Here is an 18,742-nt window from a genome sequence, read left to right on the forward strand (position 1 = left end):
GCTAATTAATGTCTTAAGAGTTGTACATATTATTTTAATATGTACAACTTGAGGGCATTAATTAGTAAATGTATTCTCTGATGTTTTTAAAATTGCTTTACAATAGAATTCATAGCCAATAAATAATGAATCCTTATATGAATAAAATATTATTATCATTTTTTCTTCTCTTTTTTTCAATTTATTCATTTTCGCAGAAGTTTGAAAATTTAGGGAAAACCCCGCAAATGGGATGGAATAGTTGGAATGCTTTCGGAACTAAAATAGACGAACAGCTTGTAAAAGATATAGCTGATGCATTTGTCAACTTAGGGCTAAAAGATGTAGGATACGAATATATTGTGTTAGATGACGGTTGGATGGGTATGCAACGCGATGCTCAGGGAAACTTTATACCCCATCCTGAAAAATTTCCGCATGGAATAAAGGCGTTGGCAGATTATATACATTCAAAAGGCTTGAAGTTTGGATTATATAGTTGCGTGGGTGATAAAACCTGTGCCGGTTATCCTGGAAGCCGTGGCCATGAATTTCAGGATGCATTGAAATTTGCTGAATGGGGAGTGGATTATTTGAAATACGATTGGTGTTATGCAGGACTAATGAATGCCAGAGAAGCCTATACAACCATGAGAGATGCGCTTTATGCCGCGAAACGTCCCGTTTTTTTCAGCCTTTGTGAATGGGGGGATAATCAACCCTGGGAATGGGCCAAAGAGATTGGGCATAGTTGGAGAACAACCGGCGATATTAATAATTGTTTTGATGGTTCAAAAGACAGATATGGAGTAGTGCAAATCGTAAATCTAAGAGATCAGGAAAAACTTAGAAAAGCGGCTGGCCCTAGTCACTGGAATGATATGGATATGATGGAAATTGGGAATGGTGGTTTATCATACTTTGAAGAAGAAACTCATTTTGCATTATGGGCAATATTGGCTTCTCCTTTAATTTTAGGGAACGATTTAAGAAATATTTCTCAGGAAACATTGAATCTTATAAAAAACAAAGATATAATAGCTGTAAGCCAGGACTCGTTAGGGATTCAAGGGTTTAAATATGATACGGTTCAAGATAATATTGAAATATGGGTGAGACCTTTAATTAATAATGAATGGGCAATTTGTTTCTCTAACCGATCTGATAAGCCTTCGGAGTTAAATTTTGAATGGAATGGAAAAAATATAAAGGACAATATTTATAATTATGAGATATCATTCTCAAATGATAAGGCGTACAAAATTAGAAATTTGTATTCTCATAAGGAAATGGGAAAGACAAACAAAGTATTAAAATGTAAATTAGAGAAAAACCAATCACTCATGTTGAGATTATATAAATAACCTTGCAAGTGTGAGTTTATATAGAAAGAGAATTTATCAATCTGTTTTTTATGTAAATGAATCCTCAGACACATATAAATAAATTCTCTTTTATATACTTGACAGGGTAGAAGAAAAGAGTTAAAAATAGTCGTTTAATTTTTAATAAGGAGATAGGATAAAATTATATTCTCAGGAATGGGGTTTTCTTATTACAAGTAACAGTTAATCACTGGACAATTGAAGAAGAAAAAGTTCCATGTGTATTTATTATAGCATCCGAATAGTATTTGCTGAAAAATTTAAGAGAAAAATCGGCTGTAATATAATGACCTATTTGTGTGAGTTGTTGTGCTTTTAGAATATTTTGTAAATATGTAATTATGGATAGACGTAGTTTTTTTAAAAATTGTGGATTGGCATCTGCATCGTTGCTGCTGATGAACGATTTGTTTGCATCTAATGCTTCTTTAGAGTGGAAAAGGAATCTTCAAATTAAACCTATAATGGGATCATGGTTTGAATTTGAGCATGGATTCGGCCCGGAAGGAAAATATTGGAATTCCGTTTTGCCAAAATTTACTGAGGAGCAATGGAAATCTAAGATTAAAGAGATTAGTGAAACTGGTATGCAATATCTTGTTCTGATGGCTGTGGCTAATGCAGGCAAAACTTACTATCCTTCTAAGCTTCAACCTCGTCGTGATTATGCTTGCAGTGATCCGCTCGAAGCAATTTTGGCAGCAGCTGACGAATGCGGCATTAAATTCTTTATCAGCAATGATTTCTGGGGCAATTGGCAGGATTTGAATAAGATGATGACTGATTCGGACGTGGCAAAGCTGCGTGAAAAAGCGATGGAAGAAATAGCTGAAAAATATTCGCACCATAAAAGCTTTTATGGATGGTATTATCCTAATGAATCTGGCCTTTGGAATTTCATTGACGATACAACGATCAACTATGTGAATAGATGCAATAAAGTCGCAAAGGAATTAACACCTCATTCTGTTAATTTAATCGCTCCTTATGGTACAAAATCAATTCGTTTGGACGACCAGTATGTGCGGCAGCTCGAAAAACTCGATATTGATATTATTGCTTATCAGGATGAAATTGGTGTGAAGAAAACAAAAGTAGGATATGCCGGTAAGTATTTCGAGGCATTATACAAGGCACATGCCAAAGCTGGTCGTGCAAGACTTTGGGCAGACATGGAGATTTTTGAATTTGAAAATGAGGTTTATAAAAGTCCATTGATTCCAGCAGATTTCAATAGAATACTAAAGCAAATGGAGGACATATCTCCTTTTGTTGAAAACATCCTGGTTTATCAATATCTTGGAATAATGAATAAACCTGACTCTCAGGCTTACGTCGGACACCCGAATTCATCTAAGCTATATACAGATTATATGAACTGGCTTAAAGCTCAGGAATAACAAAAACTAATACGACTTAAAATGAGGAATAATAGAAAAATAGTCATGGTTTTCTTTGTGATGATAGCATTCTATGCTCATTCACAAACCAAATGGACTGAATGCAGGATTTCCAATGCTTTTTCACCTGGAAATGATATATGTTCTATTCAATTTGATAAGGATAACAATATGTGGGTTGGAACCTGGAATGGGATATATAAATTTGGAGAAAGGCAATGGGAGCAAGTAGGTCCGGCAAATGCATTTATTCATGATTTTTATATTGATAAACAGAACGTCAAGTGGATTGGACTTTGGGGTGGTGGACTTTATCGAAGTGATGACGACAAACATTGGACTCAAATAACCGATATTAAACCTGCCGGATGCATTTTTGCAATAAACGGCGATCGAAATGGAAATGTTTGGGTCGGTGATTGGAACTGTGGTGTGTATTCTTTTATAAATGGTCGATGGAATTCTTATAAAAAAGATGAAATAAACCTGGGTGATAGTACTGTAACTTCTATTAGCAGTGACTCAAAAAATAATATTTGGTTTGGAACATATCATGGCTTAACAGTTTATAATGAATCTGGGAGAACAAAATTATATAATAAGACAAATAGTAAATTACCTGATAATGATGTGTACTCATTATGTGCTGATTCAAAGAATGGCATTTGGATTGGTACGACAAATGGCCTGGCCAGATTTAATGGAAAGGATTGGTTGATATATAAAAAAGAGGATTCCTGTTTACCGTCCAATCTGATTCTTTGTATAGCAGAAGATCAGAAAGGATTTATTTGGGCGGGGACTGATAAAGGGGTTGTTTTTTTCAATGGAAAGAACTGGACTACTTATTCAATAGAAAATAGTCCGTTAGTTGATAATAGGGTGCAAACTATAACAGTCCATCAGGATAGAATATATATCGGAACCAGCAAAGGAATCTCTATTGTTGAGTATGATTGAAATGAATATCGTTTTAAAAAATATATAAGCGTTTATTCTTTATGATATTGTATCTCTTAGCTAATAATATAAATTACAAAGGTGTATTTCTATAAATTAGGTTTTATGAAAAAACAGTTTTTTAAAAATGTAAAACTTACAGTCGAATTCGAAAATAAATCGAATGCAACGTTCTTGAAAGTTTGTATCCTATGGCTAGACAATCCATTCGGATATGTTTTTTTGAGAATGTTACATGTGAATTGGAATCCTCCAATAAGTGTTCTTTTCCGAACAAAAAAGAACTATCAATTTCTCTTGTAAAATTCTATAGATATAGAATATAACCTACATTTCTTCTAAACATTGTTTTAATCTCTTAAATTGAATTTTATGAAAAAAATAATTTTTACTCTTGTAATTCTTAGCCTTAATATTTGTTTTTCTTATAGTCAAAATAGAGTAGGCTGGTGGAAATTTGACGATTCAAATAACTTCTTGAAAGCAGAAGTAGGCAAACCACTGACTTTGGTTGGAACCGGAATTCAGCAAGCATCCGGCATTGATGCAAATAATGGTGCTATAACTATTAAGAAAGGCTCTTATTTTATTGTAGATCACGGCATTACTCCTAAGGAAAATGAACAATTGGTGAACAATTTTTCTATAGTGATAGATTTCAAGGTGCCTTTTATAAATACGTGGTACACATTCATTCAAACTGATTCAACCAATGTTTCTGACGGTGAATGCTTTATTAACACTTCCGGACACATTGGTGCATATGCACCAGGATACTCTGATGCATCAGTTTCTCCAAATGTCTGGTATCGGTTGGTAATTACTGCCTATTTAAATTCTCCTTATATTTCCCAAAAGTACTATTTAGATGGAAATTTGGCAAAAGTATGTAATGATCAATATATGGATAACCGTTTTTCTTTAGATAAAAAGTTATTGCTATTTGCTGATAATGATGGAGACGATGCAGATTTTGATATTGCTGAAGTTGCATTGTATGATGGCACTTTGAGTGATACTCAGATTGCAGTTCTAGGCGGAGCAGGAAACACCCCGACTGGCATCTTGAATGCTCAACTTAATGAAGAAAGTGATGCCATAATATTAAATCAGGCATCGGACTTCATTTCTATTATTACATCAAATAATAAGGAAATTCAAAATGTTGTAATATACGATTTAAATGGGAAGGCACTTATTAAATCAATGACAAACGACACAAAAGTAAATGTGTCGGGACTTGAAAAAGGTATTTATATTGTTAAAGTTAAAGTAGATGGAAAAGATCATTTCATGAAATGTCTCAGAAACTAAATCATTCCATTTGGGAATAAGAACACCTCTCCATATACATCATTTATTCTTATGCATAATTGTTTATGGAGAGGGTTTGTTTATTACCAATTTTAATTTCCATGAATTTATAAGATATGAAAAAGTTAGTAATAACACTGATATTATTCAGTTTGAATTTTTGTTTTTCTTTCAGCCAAAATAGAGTGGGATGCTGGAAGTTTGATGACTCAAATAATTTCCTGAAAGCAGATGCGGGATTTCCATTAACTTTAATTGGAACAGGGTTGCAAAAAGTTGACGGACCAGATGCATCAAATGGGGCTGTTACGATTAAACCTGGTACATATTTCGCTGCAAACAATAGTGTACTTCCAAAGAGCGGTGAGAAAAACGTAAATGATTATTCTATTGTAATTGATTTTAAGGTTCCTAAGTTAAATACATGGTATACTTTTTTCCAAACAGATATGACAAATGTTTCTGATGGAGATTGTTTTGTTAATCTCACAGGAAATATTGGTACCTACGATACTGGATACAGTACATTTGCAATTTCTCCAAATCAATGGTATCGATTAGTAATATCCGTTGGTTTGGGCTCTTCTTATAAGTATTATCTGGATGGCAACTTAATTAAGATATGCAATAATCAATATCGCGATGCCCGTTTCTCATTAGATAAAAAAATATTATTATTTGCAGACAATGATGGCGAGGATGGAGCTATAGATGTAGCCGAAGTATCGATCTACGACGGAGCATTGAACGATGCGCAGGTATCTGAAATGGGAGGTTATGGTCATACAAGCAAATATGTGTATGATATTCCTGTAGTTAAACCCTACTTGCAAACTCCGGGTTCTGATTACATGTACATATCCTGGCAGGATACATCGACAGTAAAAACTCAAGTGAATTATGGAACCACTACATCTTTAATTGATAGCAAAACCGGCGGTAATGAAATGGTGTATTGTTACCCTTATATATGGCATACTGTGAAGCTAACAGATCTACAACCTAATACTAAGTATTATTATCAAGTGGTCAGTGGTAGTGGAACTTCTCCGGTATATTCATTTAGAACCCAGCCCGATCCGACTTATTCCGATGGTCACATTCGCTTTTTGCTTTTTGGCGATACCCAGCAAAATCCAAATCTGACAACGATTGTTGTAAACAGTGCTGTAAATCAAATGAAAAACCTGTTTGGAGAAAATTATGCTGATAGTTTGAATTTTGTTTTGCACACAGGCGATTGCTTACAAGACGGCAATAATATTGGAGCATATACAACCGAATTCCTGCATCCGATGGAACCCCTTAGTTGCCGATTGCCATTTGCTATAGCTGCGGGAAATCATGAAATGGATAGTCCTCTCTTTTATAGATATATGAAGTTCGATGATATATCGCCATTTTCTACTCCTGAAGGAATAGCGGAACGTTTTTGGTCTTTTAAAGTTGCAAGAACCTTATTTGTTGGGCTTAATGCAAATATTGTCTACACATTTGGTGATCAGGAAAAAAACTGGTTTGAACAGGTACTGAATGATGCCGAAAATAGTCCTTCCATAGACCGTGTATTTTGTTTTGTTCACCAATGCCCTTACAGTGAGTTGTGGCAAGCTGGGCAGTCCCAATATTCGCAGCAGATTCTGAGTATAATGCAGAAATATTCGAAAGCTCAACAGCTCTCCTACGGTCATACGCACGCATATGAGTACGGAGTCGCATCTTCTTTGGCTGCCAATTCAAACGGTGACATAAGTTTTGCTTGCAACGGTGGTGGTGGTGGTGACAGGGATTATTTCTCTGCTTCGGCTGTTGATCTGCCTTTGGTAAATATGTCTTATGGCAGAAACTTTTTTGTATATGCTGATATTGACGTAAAAAACAAATCGCATGTGTTTAAAGTTTACGATGTAGGTGACTTGGCCAAGAATTCTGTCCCCAAAATCACATTGATGGACTCTTGGTACCGTAAGCTGAATCAACCTAAGCCTGAAATGCCTTCGTGTGTGTCGACAATTCTAAAGAATGATAGCATTTATTTATTGTCTACTCCATTTAACGGGGCTGATAGTTTAATGACCATTCAATTTCAAGCCACCTCAGTTCCTGGAAATTATTCTGCCCCCATGTTAGATCTCACCAAAGATTGGAGAAATATTTTTGGTATTGACAATAAAGGTAGTTTGATTGATTTAAATAAAGGATTAAATTTGCTTAAACAGACATTTTCTGTTGCTCCATTAACAGATGGTAATATGTATGGGTGGAGAATCAGGTATCGTGATCACAATTTGAAATGGAGTGATTGGTCTAATGAGCAGTCTTTTAAATATAACTCCTCAACAGGCATTAATTGCATTCAAAATAATGATGAAAGCAACATAAGGATTGTGAATCCTATGAGTGATTTTCTTTTAATATCAATTTCTGAAAATCAGGTAGTTAAAAATGTTGTTCTTTATGATATTAATGGGAAGGCTGTGTTACAATCAATGAATAACAATGTACGAATTGATATAACAGGAATTAAGAACGGTATTTATATTGTTAAAATCAAAACAGATAAAAAAGATTATTATCTTAAATGTGTAAAAGAATAATTTTATAGTAATTAATAAAAACATCTTTTCATCAGAGATATCTTGAATTGTTCGTGAAAAGATGTTTGATAAAAAAGATCGTATTATGAAAAAATACAACTTTTTATTGATTCTTCTATTTTTGCCTCTTTGTGCCTTTTCTAAAAAAGTTTGGTTAGATGAACTGAACGTTAATTATCTGTTGCAGGATTGGGGGAGTGCCCAAGTAAACAAATCTGTTCTAGGAACTTCTTTGGAGGTGGCAGGAACAAAATATGAGCGAGGAATTGGTACACATTCAATCAGCCGTTACCTATTGAACTTGCACGGTAAAGCTAAGTCAATATCAGGTTTGGTTGGAGCAGATGATAAAAATGATTTTGGCGGGAAAATGGAATTTATGATTATTGCCGATAAAAAGATTATATGGCAGAGTGGAATCATGCAAAAAGGAACACCTGCAAAACCATTTTCTGTTAATCTAAAGAATGTTCAAAAAGTAGCCTTGCTAGTAACTGAAGGGGGAGATGGGATTATGTATGACCATGCCGATTGGTTGAATGTGAAATTTGAAACATCCGGCAACATAACCCCTGAAAGTGTTTTGCCTGAAAAAATAACAACAGAAAAGTATATATTAACCCCTAAAGAAAAAGAAATCCCCAAAATAAATTCTCCAAAAGTTTTTGGTGTAAGACCCAATAGCCCATTTTTATATACCGTAGCCGCTACAGGAAAAAGGCCGATTGCATTTACGGCGTATCAGCTTCCTGACGGTTTGTCTATCGATAAAGAAACGGGTCGGATAACAGGTCTCTTAAAAAAAAGAGGTACATATAATGTGGTTGTCAGGGCTGATAATGAGCTAGGCGGTGATTTCCGGATTGTTAGGATAATTGTTGGTGATAAGATATGCCTGACTCCACCTATGGGCTGGAACAGCTGGAATTGCTGGGGATTAAGTGTCAACGATCAGAAAGTGAAGAATGCTGCCGATTTTATGAGTCGAAATTTGATAAATCATGGATGGACATATGTTAATATCGATGACGGATGGGAAGCTGAGAAAAGAACGGAAAACAACGAGCTTCTTGGTAATAGTAAGTTTCCCGACTTTAAGGACTTAAGTGATTATATTCATTCTAAAGGGTTGAAGTTTGGCATATATTCATCTCCGGGTTCGAAAACCTGTGGTGGTTACTTGGGCAGTTATAAGCATGAAGAACAAGATGCCCGGACTTGGGCCAATTGGGGAGTTGACTATCTTAAATATGATTATTGCTCATACAACGAAGTTGTTCCTGTTCCAACAGAAGATCTGATCAAGGAACCTTATGCCATAATGAAAAAGGCATTGGATCGGGTTAATAGGGATATTACTTATTGTGTGGGGTTTGGTGCGCCTAATGTATGGAATTGGGCACAAGAAGCTGGTGGCAATTTTTGGCGAACCACAAGAGATATTACCGATGAGTGGAATGTTGTTACCGCCATAGGATGCTTCCAGGATGTATGTGCTTCGGTAACCAAACCTTCATGTTTCAACGATCCGGATATGCTGGTAGTAGGAAGATTAGGAATGGGATGGGGAGCAAAAGCCCATGATTCTTATTTGACTCCGGATGAACAATACTCTCATATTAGTCTTTGGTGCTTGTTGTCTGCCCCATTGCTTATTGGGTGCGATATGGACAATATGGACGATTTTACTTTGAATCTGCTTACGAACGATGAAGTTATCGCTATTGACCAGGATCCAGCAGCAATGCCGGCAAAAAAAATACTTACAGAAAACGGACAGATATGGTATAAACCGCTGGAAGATGGTTCTGTTGCAGTTGGATTTTTCAATATTGATCCGTATGCTATAGTCTGGGATCAAAATGAAAGTGTTCAGATTCAGACTATTAAATATAAAATGGCCTTGAATATGACTCAACTGGGTCTGAAAGGGAATTATATGGTACGTGATTTATGGAGGCAGAAAGAACTTGGTCTTTATAACGACTATTTCGAGACCGATGTACCTTATCACGGGGTTACTTTAGTGAAATTTAGTCCAATTAAATGAAAATAAAAAATGAACAGACGAGATTTTTTACAATTAATGGGTGTTGGCTCAGCAGCATGTCTTATTCCGGGAGAATTACAGGCCAGTTTGTTTAATTCAGCTACAAAATCTCCTAATATCAAACCAATCTCAGGGTCTTGGTTTGAGTTCCAACATTGTTTGCCCTCTGAAGGGAAGTATTGGGACCCGGCATTAGCTAAATTTACTGCAGAACAATGGAAAGAGAAAATTCGCGAAATAAGTGAGATAGGATTCGAGTATCTGGTTTTACAGGAAATCGCTCAGGATGGAGAAGCTTATTACCCATCTAAATTAGCACCTCAACGTAGGTTAGGTTGCGATGATCCGTTTGAAGTCATTCTTTCTGCCGCCGACGAAGTGGGTATCAAATTCTTTGTTGGGAATGATTTTTGGGGCGATTGCCAGAAAGGAGATTTCCTAATGTCGGATCCTGGGATAAGGAAGTTTCGAGCTAAAACAATGGAAGAAATTACAGAAAAATACGGACATCATAAAAGTTTCTACGGATGGTATTTCCCGAATGAATCATACCTCTTACCTTATTTTAGCGATGCATTCATTGATTATATGAACGATTGTTCGAAGACGGCAAAGATGTTAATGCCTAATAGCGTAAACATAATAGCCCCTTACAATATTAAGGCTGAAAAATGTGATGATCATTTCATAAAACAGCTGGAACGGATGAATATCGATATCATAGCATATCAGGATGGGGTAGGAGTCAATTCAACTAGATTGGGTGAACCGGCAAAATATTTTGAGAATTTGCATAAAGCCCATCAGAAAGCTTCAAGATCGAGAATATGGGCCGATATGGAACTGTTTTATTTCGAAGAAGGAACCAAAGGAAATCTATTGCCGGCTGATTTTGAAACACGGATATTGAAACAGATGGAAGATCTCTCTCCATTTGTTGATAAAATACTGTGTTATCAATATATCGGATGTATGAATAAACCTGGTTCAAAAGCTTATGCCGGTCATGAAAACCAAGAGTCTGTAAGACTATATAATCAATACAAACAGTGGCTGGATTCTAATCGTGTCACTGATAAAAAATGAATTTGAAATAATGAAGAAGTTAATTAAAGTATCAGCGTTGATAATCTCTTTCTTTCTGCCTGAAGCAACTTGGGCTCAAGTGCAACTTCGTTTGCCTTCCATATTAAGTGATCATGCTGTTTTGCAGGAATCATCTGATTGTAAATTGTGGGGATGGGGACCGGGAGCTCAGACACTGAAAATTGTTTGTAGCTGGAACGATAAAGATACAACCTATGTACCTATTGATGCAAGTTGTATTTGGGAGGCAACGATTAAAACTCCTGCAGAACCGGGACCATTTAATATTAAATTCATCTGCGGAAAACAATTGGTTACTATCCAAGATCTCCTTTTAGGCGAGGCTTGGTTGTGCTCCGGGCAATCAAATATGGAGTTTAATAGCAAATGGGGACTTAGCAATCCGGTAGATTTAAATACTAGCGCGAATAATTCCATTCGTTTTTTTGAAATTGAGAAAGATTATGATGAATATCCCCGCAGCGATTGCAAAGGTAAATGGGTGGTTTGTGACAAAAACACAATACCCAATTTCAGTGCGATAGGTTATTTCTTTGGTAAGAAATTGAATAAGGTAATAAATAAACCAGTAGGATTAGTGGGCTCGTATTGGGGAGGAACATGTATCCAGGCCTGGATGCCTAAAGAATCTTTTGAGAGTGATAGTATAAAAATGTTTGCATCCAATATTGAGGCGTGGGGCTGGGCTCCCAAAGGGGCTTCCGGATTGTATAATTCAATGATAAATCCCGTATCCAAATATAAATTTGCAGGAGTTCTATGGTATCAGGGTGAAGCAAATGTGGATAGCGATTATAATGACTACTCAAAACTTCTTTCTTCTATGGTTACAATGTGGAGAAGCAAATTCAAAAGTGATCTTCCTTTTTATTTAGTTCAGATTGCCCCATGGAATGGCTATGCAGGGATTAAGGCGGCATACCTAAGAGAGCAGCAGGAGCTGGCGTCTAAAAACCTTCCCGGTGTAGGAATGGTCTCAGTTGCTGATCTGGTTGATGATTTAAATGATATACATCCTAAAAACAAGGAAGATGCGGGAGAAAGGCTTGCGAATTTTGTTGTTTCAAAACAATATTTTCCTCAATCAGAGTTTAATCATCCCTGCATTGAAAGTTGGAATATTTCAGGCAGTAAAATTGTCTTGAATATTAAGTCATCGGATAAGTTACGAGTGTTCGGGAAGAATAAACTCGGTACTTTTCAGATTGCTGGTGATGATAAGATCTTTCATGAAGCAACAATTGTGAAAAATGTAAAGAATAAGATTGTTATTGAATCAAAAAAGGTAATCCGACCAGTTGCTTTCAGATATTGTTTCACAAACGATGCAATTCCTGATTTGTTTGATGTTAATGGTCTTCCTTTACTTCAATACAGATCAGATAATTGGTAATGAAATACAAATAAAATACTATGAAAAGATCAAAACTTTTAGTCGTTGGAAGTGTAAACACTGATATGGTTGTTAAAACTCATTGTTTACCTAAACCCGGAGAAACGGTTCTGGGAGGCACATTCTTAATGAATGGAGGCGGCAAGGGGGCCAATCAGGCTGTTTCCGCGGCACGGTTAGGTGCCGATGTCTCTTTTATATGCAAAGTCGGGAACGATACGTTTGGAGAGAGAGCAAAGAAAACATTCGAAGATGAGGGGATAGATACCTCGAATTTGTTGTTCGATCCTGAAAATGCTTCGGGTGTTGCTCTAATTACTGTGGATGATCGCGCTGAGAACTGTATTGTTGTTGCTCCCGGAGCAAATGCGAACCTGCATGCGTCAGACATTCCTGATTTGCCGGATTTGATCAAACAGGCCGATTATGTACTGATGCAACTCGAAATACCGATGACGACCATTCAGACTGTAGCTGATATAGCACATAAGAAGAATATACCTGTCATCCTGAATCCTGCCCCGGCTCAGAAGTTATCAAATAATTTGCTGGATAAATTATTCCTGATTACTCCAAATGAAACGGAAGCCGAGATTATCTCAGGAGTTAAAGTTACAGACGAGGAGTCGGCATTACAGGCTGCAAAAAAGATATGTGATTTAGGTGTTGCTTGTGTTGTAATTACCTTAGGGAAAAAGGGGGCATTGATCTACAAAGATTCTCAACATGAAATAGTTCCATCAATTAAAGTTGAAGCAGTCGATACAACCGCTGCCGGAGATGTGTTTAACGGGGCATTGGCTGTAGGGCTAATGGAGAAGATGCCATTAAAGGAAGCTGTTCGGTTTGCCTGTAAAGCAGCGGCCATATCGGTGACCCGTATGGGGGCTCAAACATCGGCTCCTTATAGAAACGAAATTGATTAAACTAAGATATTATGATTAAGAATAGATTATTGATATGTTTTTTTGTACTGGTCTATGTGGCTCATTCAGCGTCAGGTTTAACATTGAATGACGAAGGAGCAAATATTCCCCATAAATTGACAATGTCGAAAAGTACGCTTTTGGATAAAGTGAAAGGTGGATGGGCTGGAAAAACAATAGGTTGCACTTATGGAGGGCCGGTTGAGTTTCTATATAATGGAACAATGGTTCAGGACTATGTTCCATTGAAATGGAATGATGAAAGTGTTAAATGGTATTACGATAATTTCCCTGGACTTTATGATGATGTTTATGTGAATCTGACCTTTGTAGATGTCTTTGACCGTTTGGGCCTTAATGCACCTGCCGACTCCTTTGCCATTGCTTTTGCTCATGCCAGTTATCCTCTTTGGCATGCCAATCAGGTAGCCCGAAACAATGTTTTGAACGGTATAATGCCTCCAGCTTCTGGTAACTGGTTGAATAATCCTCATGCCGATGATATTGATTTTCAGATCGAATCTGATTTCGCTGGCATTATGTCACCTGGCATGCCGAATGCATCTTCTGCCATTGCTGATAAAGTAGGTCATATTATGAATTATGGAAATGGATGGTATGGAGGAGTTTTTGTTGCCGCCATGCTTTCAATAGCTTATACATCAGATGACGTAGAGTACATTGTTTCGCAAGCATTAAAAACAATACCTGCAAAGAGTACTTTCTATCAATGTATCAGCGATGTCATCAAATGGCATAAACTATACCCCAGTGATTGGAAACAGACCTGGTTTGAATGCCAAAAGAAATGGAGCAACGACATTGGATGTCCTGACGGAGTTTTTGTTCCTTTGGACATTGATGCTTTAATCAATAGTGCTTATGTTGCAATTGGTTTGTTATATGGAGGAGGAGATTTTGCTAAGTCATTGGAAATATCTACGCGTTGCGGACAGGATGCAGATTGCAATCCATCAACCGTAGGGGGTATTCTGGGGGTTATGCTTGGGTATAGTAAGATACCCGAAGTTTGGAAAAAACCATTATTGGGAGTGGGAGATCGGATGTTTTCACATTCAAACTTCTCTTTGAATAAAACCTACAGTGTAAGTTATAAACAGGCATTAGACGTAATCTCAGCGAATGGAGGTAAGGTAACAGCCAATAATGTTGAAATCAAATGCCAGACGCCAGTAGCTGTTAAATACGAACAAGCCTTCGAAGGGCATTTCCCGAAAGATAAGTTGTCTATCGGGAAAGCTTTGGATAAGGTCCTGGATGTTGCTTTTACCGGAAAAGGGGTTGTGTTTAAAGGATATGTGCAATGTTCGGATAATAACTATATCGCAGAACTTGGCGTAATGGTCGATGGAAAGGATATGGGAGTGATAAAATTGCCTGTTTCCACTCAAGATTCCAGAAAAGTAGATCTGTATTGGATATATCAATTGAAAGATGAGATGCATAAAGTCAGCTTTAAATGGCTGAATCCAAATCCAAATGCTCAGGTTTACTTTGGAGATGCCATAATTTATGCAGAGCCATCTGTGATTGACCAATTTTAGAATGCAGCTTCCCTAAAATGCATTTTAAATCACAACTATTTTAATTAGTTAACCCGATTATTTAATTATTAAATTGAAAAATATGTTTATTGTAGAGAATTATTTATTAGCGGTATTACTTTGTATAGTAACTATGTTTTGTTGGGGATCTTGGGGGAATACTCAGAAGTTGGCTTCTAAATCATGGCGCTATGAGCTTTTTTATTGGGATTATGTAATTGGTATACTCATTTTATCGCTTGTTTTCGGATTTACCCTTGGAAGCTTCGGCGAACATGGAAGAGGTTTTGTTGAGGACCTGGCGCAGGTGAATAGTGGAAATTTCTGGAGTGCGTTTATCGGAGGTATAATATTTAATGCATCGAATATCCTGTTGGCATCCGCTATTTCACTGGCTGGCATGTCTGTGGCATTTCCAGTAGGAGTTGGGCTGGCTTTGGTCTTAGGGGTATTTATAAATTATATCGGAGCCCCTAAGGGCGATCCGATAATCTTGTTCCTGGGCGTAGCGCTAATCATGGTTGCCATTGTATTTAATGGTGTTGCCTCAGGTAAAATGACGAAGAGCGATGAAGAAAGTAAAACGAAGAAAAAAGGCCTTATTGTAGCAATCTGTGCCGGTGTTTTGATGTCTTTCTTCTATCGTTTTGTAGCTGCCGCGATGGACTTGGAGAATCTTGAATCGCCAACCGCCGGCATGGCAACCCCCTATTCGGCTCTTTTTATTTTCTCATTGGGTATATTTGCCAGTAATTTCATCTTCAACACCATCGTCATGAAGAAACCTTTTGTTGGCGAGCCTGTTAGCTACAGCCAATATTTCAAGGGACACATCAAGACTCATGTCGTTGGTCTTTTGGGAGGAATTATCTGGGGACTTGGTACTGCTTGCAGTTACATTGCCGCAGGTAAGGCAGGTCCAGCTATCTCGTATGCATTAGGACAGGGTGCCACTATGATTGCGGCCATGTGGGGAGTCTTTATCTGGAAAGAGTTTAAAGGGGCTTCAAAAACAATCAATGCCTTGTTGACTCTGATGTTTGTCCTATTCATCACAGGTTTGGTCATGATTATTATTTCTGGAGGAAACTAATAATCTTTTTTGGATTTCGTGATAAAAACCAAGTAAATTAAAAGGGTTGAACTTGCAAAAAGTTCAACCCTAACTTTTGAGTCTAAATTAGCTTACCGGCCAGTAATTATTATTAAACTAACCGGATATGCTATTAACAGCAGCAACTGCATTCTATTCCTTTAGCCTTTTCAAAAGCCTCTTTCCCTTCGCTGACGGAGAAATATATCAGTCCGGCTGCACCAATCACATCAGCATATGCAAAGCCTGTAATTTCATATATAAGGCTGGATACAAGCAGAACTACAGACATGTACACACAAACTTTGGTGCAATTGCTGTCGGCAATAATAGGGTCGGAATTTAGTTTTTTACCAACTTTTCTCTTTGCAAGCATCAACCATACCATTGTGAGGATTGATAAGGATGATATAATTATCCCCCAGAGTGTTGTTTCCGGTTTGTGATGAGAAACTATGTTTGTTATTATTCCGGCTAGTAATCCTATCGATAAAAGATAAAAAGCAGTGCCGGTAATTTTTAATGCTGTTTTTTCGAATTTGCTTCTATGGCTTTGCGGATTCTGTTTGATACGCAAAATCATTACAGCTATTCCAATGCCGGATAAGACCTCAATAAAACTGTCAACTCCAAAACCAAATAAGGCAAGGGTCTCGTCCTCGTATCCAAAGAGCATTGAGAATACTCCTTCGGCAATATTATACAAGATTGTGAAAAGGCTTAATAGCCATGCTTGTTTATACAATTTTTGCTCTGAACTTGTCATGTCGATAAATCTGTTGTAGTTTATACTTATTAATAACAATTATTGTCACAAAAATAGGCATAAATAACATGCAACAGTAGTGCATTTATTTGTGGCACTGTGGACAGATTCCTTTTATTACAAAATTGGCAGTTTTGAATTCGAAATTATCAGGTAGTTGAACAAATGGAACCGGAATATTCTCTAGGCAGAATGTCTTTTTACATTTCATGCACAGAAAATGTACATGTAAGTCTTCTAGCTTGCAGGTGCAGTTTTCTTGGCATAAAGCATATTTGACGGCTCCTGAGCCATCGTCAATCTTGTGTATTAAATTGTTCTCTTCAAATGTGTTGAGTGTCCTGAAAAGGGTAGTCCTTTCTACTTTATTGAATTTCTGTTCCAGATCATATATACTCATAGCCTCTGATTGAGAATGCAATTCTTTCAGAACCAGAATTCGCATGGCTGTAGGTTTAATTCCTCTATTTTCAAGTATTTTTTCGAAGTCGCTGTTCATGACTGAATCCTTGTTTTCATTAAGCTTTAATAGTTCCGCTTTACAAAATCATGCAATTCCTCAAAACTCTCGGTCCGAGTTTCCTGAAACATGTTGATGGCAATCCTTGCGCAGGCTTCCGCATCGGCCAGGGCATGGTGATGCTGCTTTAAATCGTATCCACAATGTTGGGAAACAGTGTGCAGCTGATGATTTACCAATCCTTTGTGCATCTTTTTGGAGAGGCGGCAGGTGCAATAAAACTGGTAATCAGGGTAAGAGAGGCCATAGAGGTTGAAAACGGCTTTCAGGCACCCTTCATCGAAAGGACTGTTGTGGGCAACCAGCGGCAACCCGTTCAATCTGGATGAAACGTTTGCCCAGACATCGGGGAAATCGGGCGACTCCTTGGTGTCCTCAAATGTCATTCCGTGAACCTGGGTGGTCCAGTATGTATAAAAGTTGGGACGTGGACGGATAAAGCTGTGGAAGCGGTCGGTTATAATCCCGTCTTCTACTATAATGACCCCTACACTGCACACACTGCTGCGCTGTCCGTTGGCTGTTTCAAAATCGATGGCGGCGAATGATTCCATTTTCTTATGATTTAATATTTTGATTCAGATCTTTTCTATAGAGTTCTTCCGGTCTTTCTTCCTCTGTTCGTTGTCTGTTCTGTGTCAGAATATAGGCATCCATCTGTGCTTTGGACCGGCTTTGAGTCACAATGTAGACTCCCAGAAACACCAGCACAATGGCACCGGCTTTCGACCAGCCTAAAGTATCCATCCCGATGGTAACAGCAATAAACGAAGCGACGATGGGTTGGATATAATTATACATGCTCACAATGGTAGGACGTAAATTCTGCTGCCCAATCATCACTAGCAGATACGCCAGGCAAGTGGAGCCTAACACCACAAAAGCAATTCCTCCGTACACATGCAATGATACTGCAGAGAAATTGATTGCAGCCACATCTGAATAAGAGAAAGGTGTGAGGCAGATAGAAGAATAGATAAACATCCATTTCATGAGGGTAACAGTGGAGTATCTCCCGAACAGGTCCTTAAATACTGTAAGATAGATGGCAAAACTTAGCTGACTGGCAAGGCAAAGCAAATCGCCCCAGATATTGCCGGCTTTGCCGGTTGTGACACTGTGGCCGCTTAATATCAGTAGCATAGCACCTGTGGCACCCAGAAAAATACCAATAACCTTCTTTCCTGTCACTGGTTCTTTAAGATAGAGAGCAGCTACAATCATGGTGACAATGGGAGCCATTGTACAAATGATAGAGGCATTGATGGGGGAAGTGAGTGAAAGTCCGAAGACGAAAGTTCCCTGATTTAAAACAATGCCGAAAAGAGATGCGAAGAACAACCTCAGTAAATCTTCGTGGCATACATGTTCACGTTTTGTGAAAATAGAGAGCAGCCAGAATATAATTGCTGCGCCGAAACAACGAAAAGTAGTGAGAGACAAGGGTGTAATTGAAGAATCTAAAACCGATTTAGCAATAGGAGCATTCAATCCCCAGATAATATTTGCCATCAGTACAGTTATGTGACCCTTGTATTTCTTATCGTTATTCATATTGTCTCTATATATATTCCGGCAAAATTAATTCTTATTAATAAGATGGCAATATTGTTTTAATGAATTGTTTTCTATGAAAATATTAATTAACTTTGCGAAAGTGGCACTAAAAGGTGTTTTAGATGTTAAA

Annotated in this window: 15 protein-coding genes; 11 read left to right on the plus strand and 4 right to left on the minus strand. The window is 37.5% G+C overall.

Annotated features, from left to right (window positions below):
* Nucleotides 1-137: 137 nt before the first annotated feature.
* From ABWU87_RS00210 to ABWU87_RS00260, 11 genes are all read left to right on the plus strand, one after another.
* A complete protein-coding gene (locus ABWU87_RS00210; protein WP_353332136.1) occupies nucleotides 138-1,343 on the plus strand; it encodes a glycoside hydrolase family 27 protein in 1,206 nt (401 codons plus the stop codon).
* Between the two features lie 362 nt (nucleotides 1,344-1,705).
* A complete protein-coding gene (locus ABWU87_RS00215; protein ID WP_353332138.1) occupies nucleotides 1,706-2,764 on the plus strand; it encodes a DUF4434 domain-containing protein in 1,059 nt (352 codons plus the stop codon).
* Nucleotides 2,765-2,785: 21 nt separating this feature from the next.
* The gene (locus ABWU87_RS00220; RefSeq protein WP_353332140.1) at nucleotides 2,786-3,724 is read left to right on the plus strand and encodes a ligand-binding sensor domain-containing protein; all 939 of its coding nucleotides are present in this window, start codon (nucleotides 2,786-2,788) and stop codon (nucleotides 3,722-3,724) included.
* A 372-nt stretch (nucleotides 3,725-4,096) separates the two neighbouring features.
* Nucleotides 4,097-5,038 carry a T9SS type A sorting domain-containing protein gene (locus tag ABWU87_RS00225; RefSeq protein ID WP_353332142.1) on the plus strand — a complete coding sequence of 314 codons (942 nt, stop codon included), beginning with the start codon at nucleotides 4,097-4,099 and terminating at the stop codon, nucleotides 5,036-5,038.
* Between the two features lie 116 nt (nucleotides 5,039-5,154).
* On the plus strand, nucleotides 5,155-7,635 hold the full coding sequence (locus ABWU87_RS00230; RefSeq protein WP_353332144.1) for a fibronectin type III domain-containing protein: 2,481 nt from the start codon (nucleotides 5,155-5,157) through the stop codon (nucleotides 7,633-7,635).
* Nucleotides 7,636-7,720: 85 nt separating this feature from the next.
* Nucleotides 7,721-9,685 carry an NPCBM/NEW2 domain-containing protein gene (locus ABWU87_RS00235; RefSeq protein ID WP_353332146.1) on the plus strand — a complete coding sequence of 655 codons (1,965 nt, stop codon included), beginning with the start codon at nucleotides 7,721-7,723 and terminating at the stop codon, nucleotides 9,683-9,685.
* 9 nt (nucleotides 9,686-9,694) lie between these two features.
* Nucleotides 9,695-10,771: a DUF4434 domain-containing protein gene (locus ABWU87_RS00240; protein WP_353332148.1), complete on the plus strand. Its 1,077-nt coding sequence runs from the start codon at nucleotides 9,695-9,697 to the stop codon at nucleotides 10,769-10,771.
* Between the two features lie 10 nt (nucleotides 10,772-10,781).
* Nucleotides 10,782-12,185, plus strand: a complete 1,404-nt coding sequence (locus ABWU87_RS00245) for a sialate O-acetylesterase (RefSeq protein WP_353332150.1) — start codon at nucleotides 10,782-10,784, stop codon at nucleotides 12,183-12,185.
* A 20-nt stretch (nucleotides 12,186-12,205) separates the two neighbouring features.
* A complete protein-coding gene (gene rbsK / locus ABWU87_RS00250) occupies nucleotides 12,206-13,111 on the plus strand; it encodes a ribokinase (protein WP_353332152.1) in 906 nt (301 codons plus the stop codon).
* A gap of 11 nt (nucleotides 13,112-13,122) precedes the next feature.
* Nucleotides 13,123-14,676 carry an ADP-ribosylglycohydrolase family protein gene (locus ABWU87_RS00255; protein ID WP_353332153.1) on the plus strand — a complete coding sequence of 518 codons (1,554 nt, stop codon included), beginning with the start codon at nucleotides 13,123-13,125 and terminating at the stop codon, nucleotides 14,674-14,676.
* A gap of 82 nt (nucleotides 14,677-14,758) precedes the next feature.
* Complete coding sequence (locus tag ABWU87_RS00260; protein ID WP_353332155.1) at nucleotides 14,759-15,769, plus strand: GRP family sugar transporter; 1,011 nt, start codon at nucleotides 14,759-14,761, stop codon at nucleotides 15,767-15,769.
* A gap of 133 nt (nucleotides 15,770-15,902) precedes the next feature.
* On the opposite strand, the gene ABWU87_RS00265 is transcribed toward ABWU87_RS00260, so the two are convergent.
* The 4 genes from ABWU87_RS00265 to ABWU87_RS00280 all read right to left on the minus strand — a co-directional run bounded on the left by ABWU87_RS00265 (nucleotide 15,903) and on the right by ABWU87_RS00280 (nucleotide 18,609).
* Complete coding sequence (locus ABWU87_RS00265; RefSeq protein ID WP_353332157.1) at nucleotides 15,903-16,535, minus strand: cation transporter; 633 nt, start codon at nucleotides 16,533-16,535, stop codon at nucleotides 15,903-15,905.
* Nucleotides 16,536-16,620: 85 nt separating this feature from the next.
* A complete protein-coding gene (locus ABWU87_RS00270) occupies nucleotides 16,621-17,034 on the minus strand; it encodes a Fur family transcriptional regulator (RefSeq protein WP_353332159.1) in 414 nt (137 codons plus the stop codon).
* A gap of 26 nt (nucleotides 17,035-17,060) precedes the next feature.
* Entirely contained in the window at nucleotides 17,061-17,609 is a 549-nt protein-coding gene (locus ABWU87_RS00275) for a 3'-5' exonuclease (RefSeq protein ID WP_353332160.1), read from the minus strand.
* Between the two features lie 4 nt (nucleotides 17,610-17,613).
* The gene (locus ABWU87_RS00280; protein WP_353332162.1) at nucleotides 17,614-18,609 is read right to left on the minus strand and encodes a DMT family transporter; all 996 of its coding nucleotides are present in this window, start codon (nucleotides 18,607-18,609) and stop codon (nucleotides 17,614-17,616) included.
* Nucleotides 18,610-18,742: the final 133 nt, after the last annotated feature.

Origin of the sequence: Bacteroides sedimenti, from assembly GCF_040365225.1 — a bacterium.
GTDB classification, from domain to species: Bacteria; Bacteroidota; Bacteroidia; order Bacteroidales; family Bacteroidaceae; genus Bacteroides; species Bacteroides sedimenti.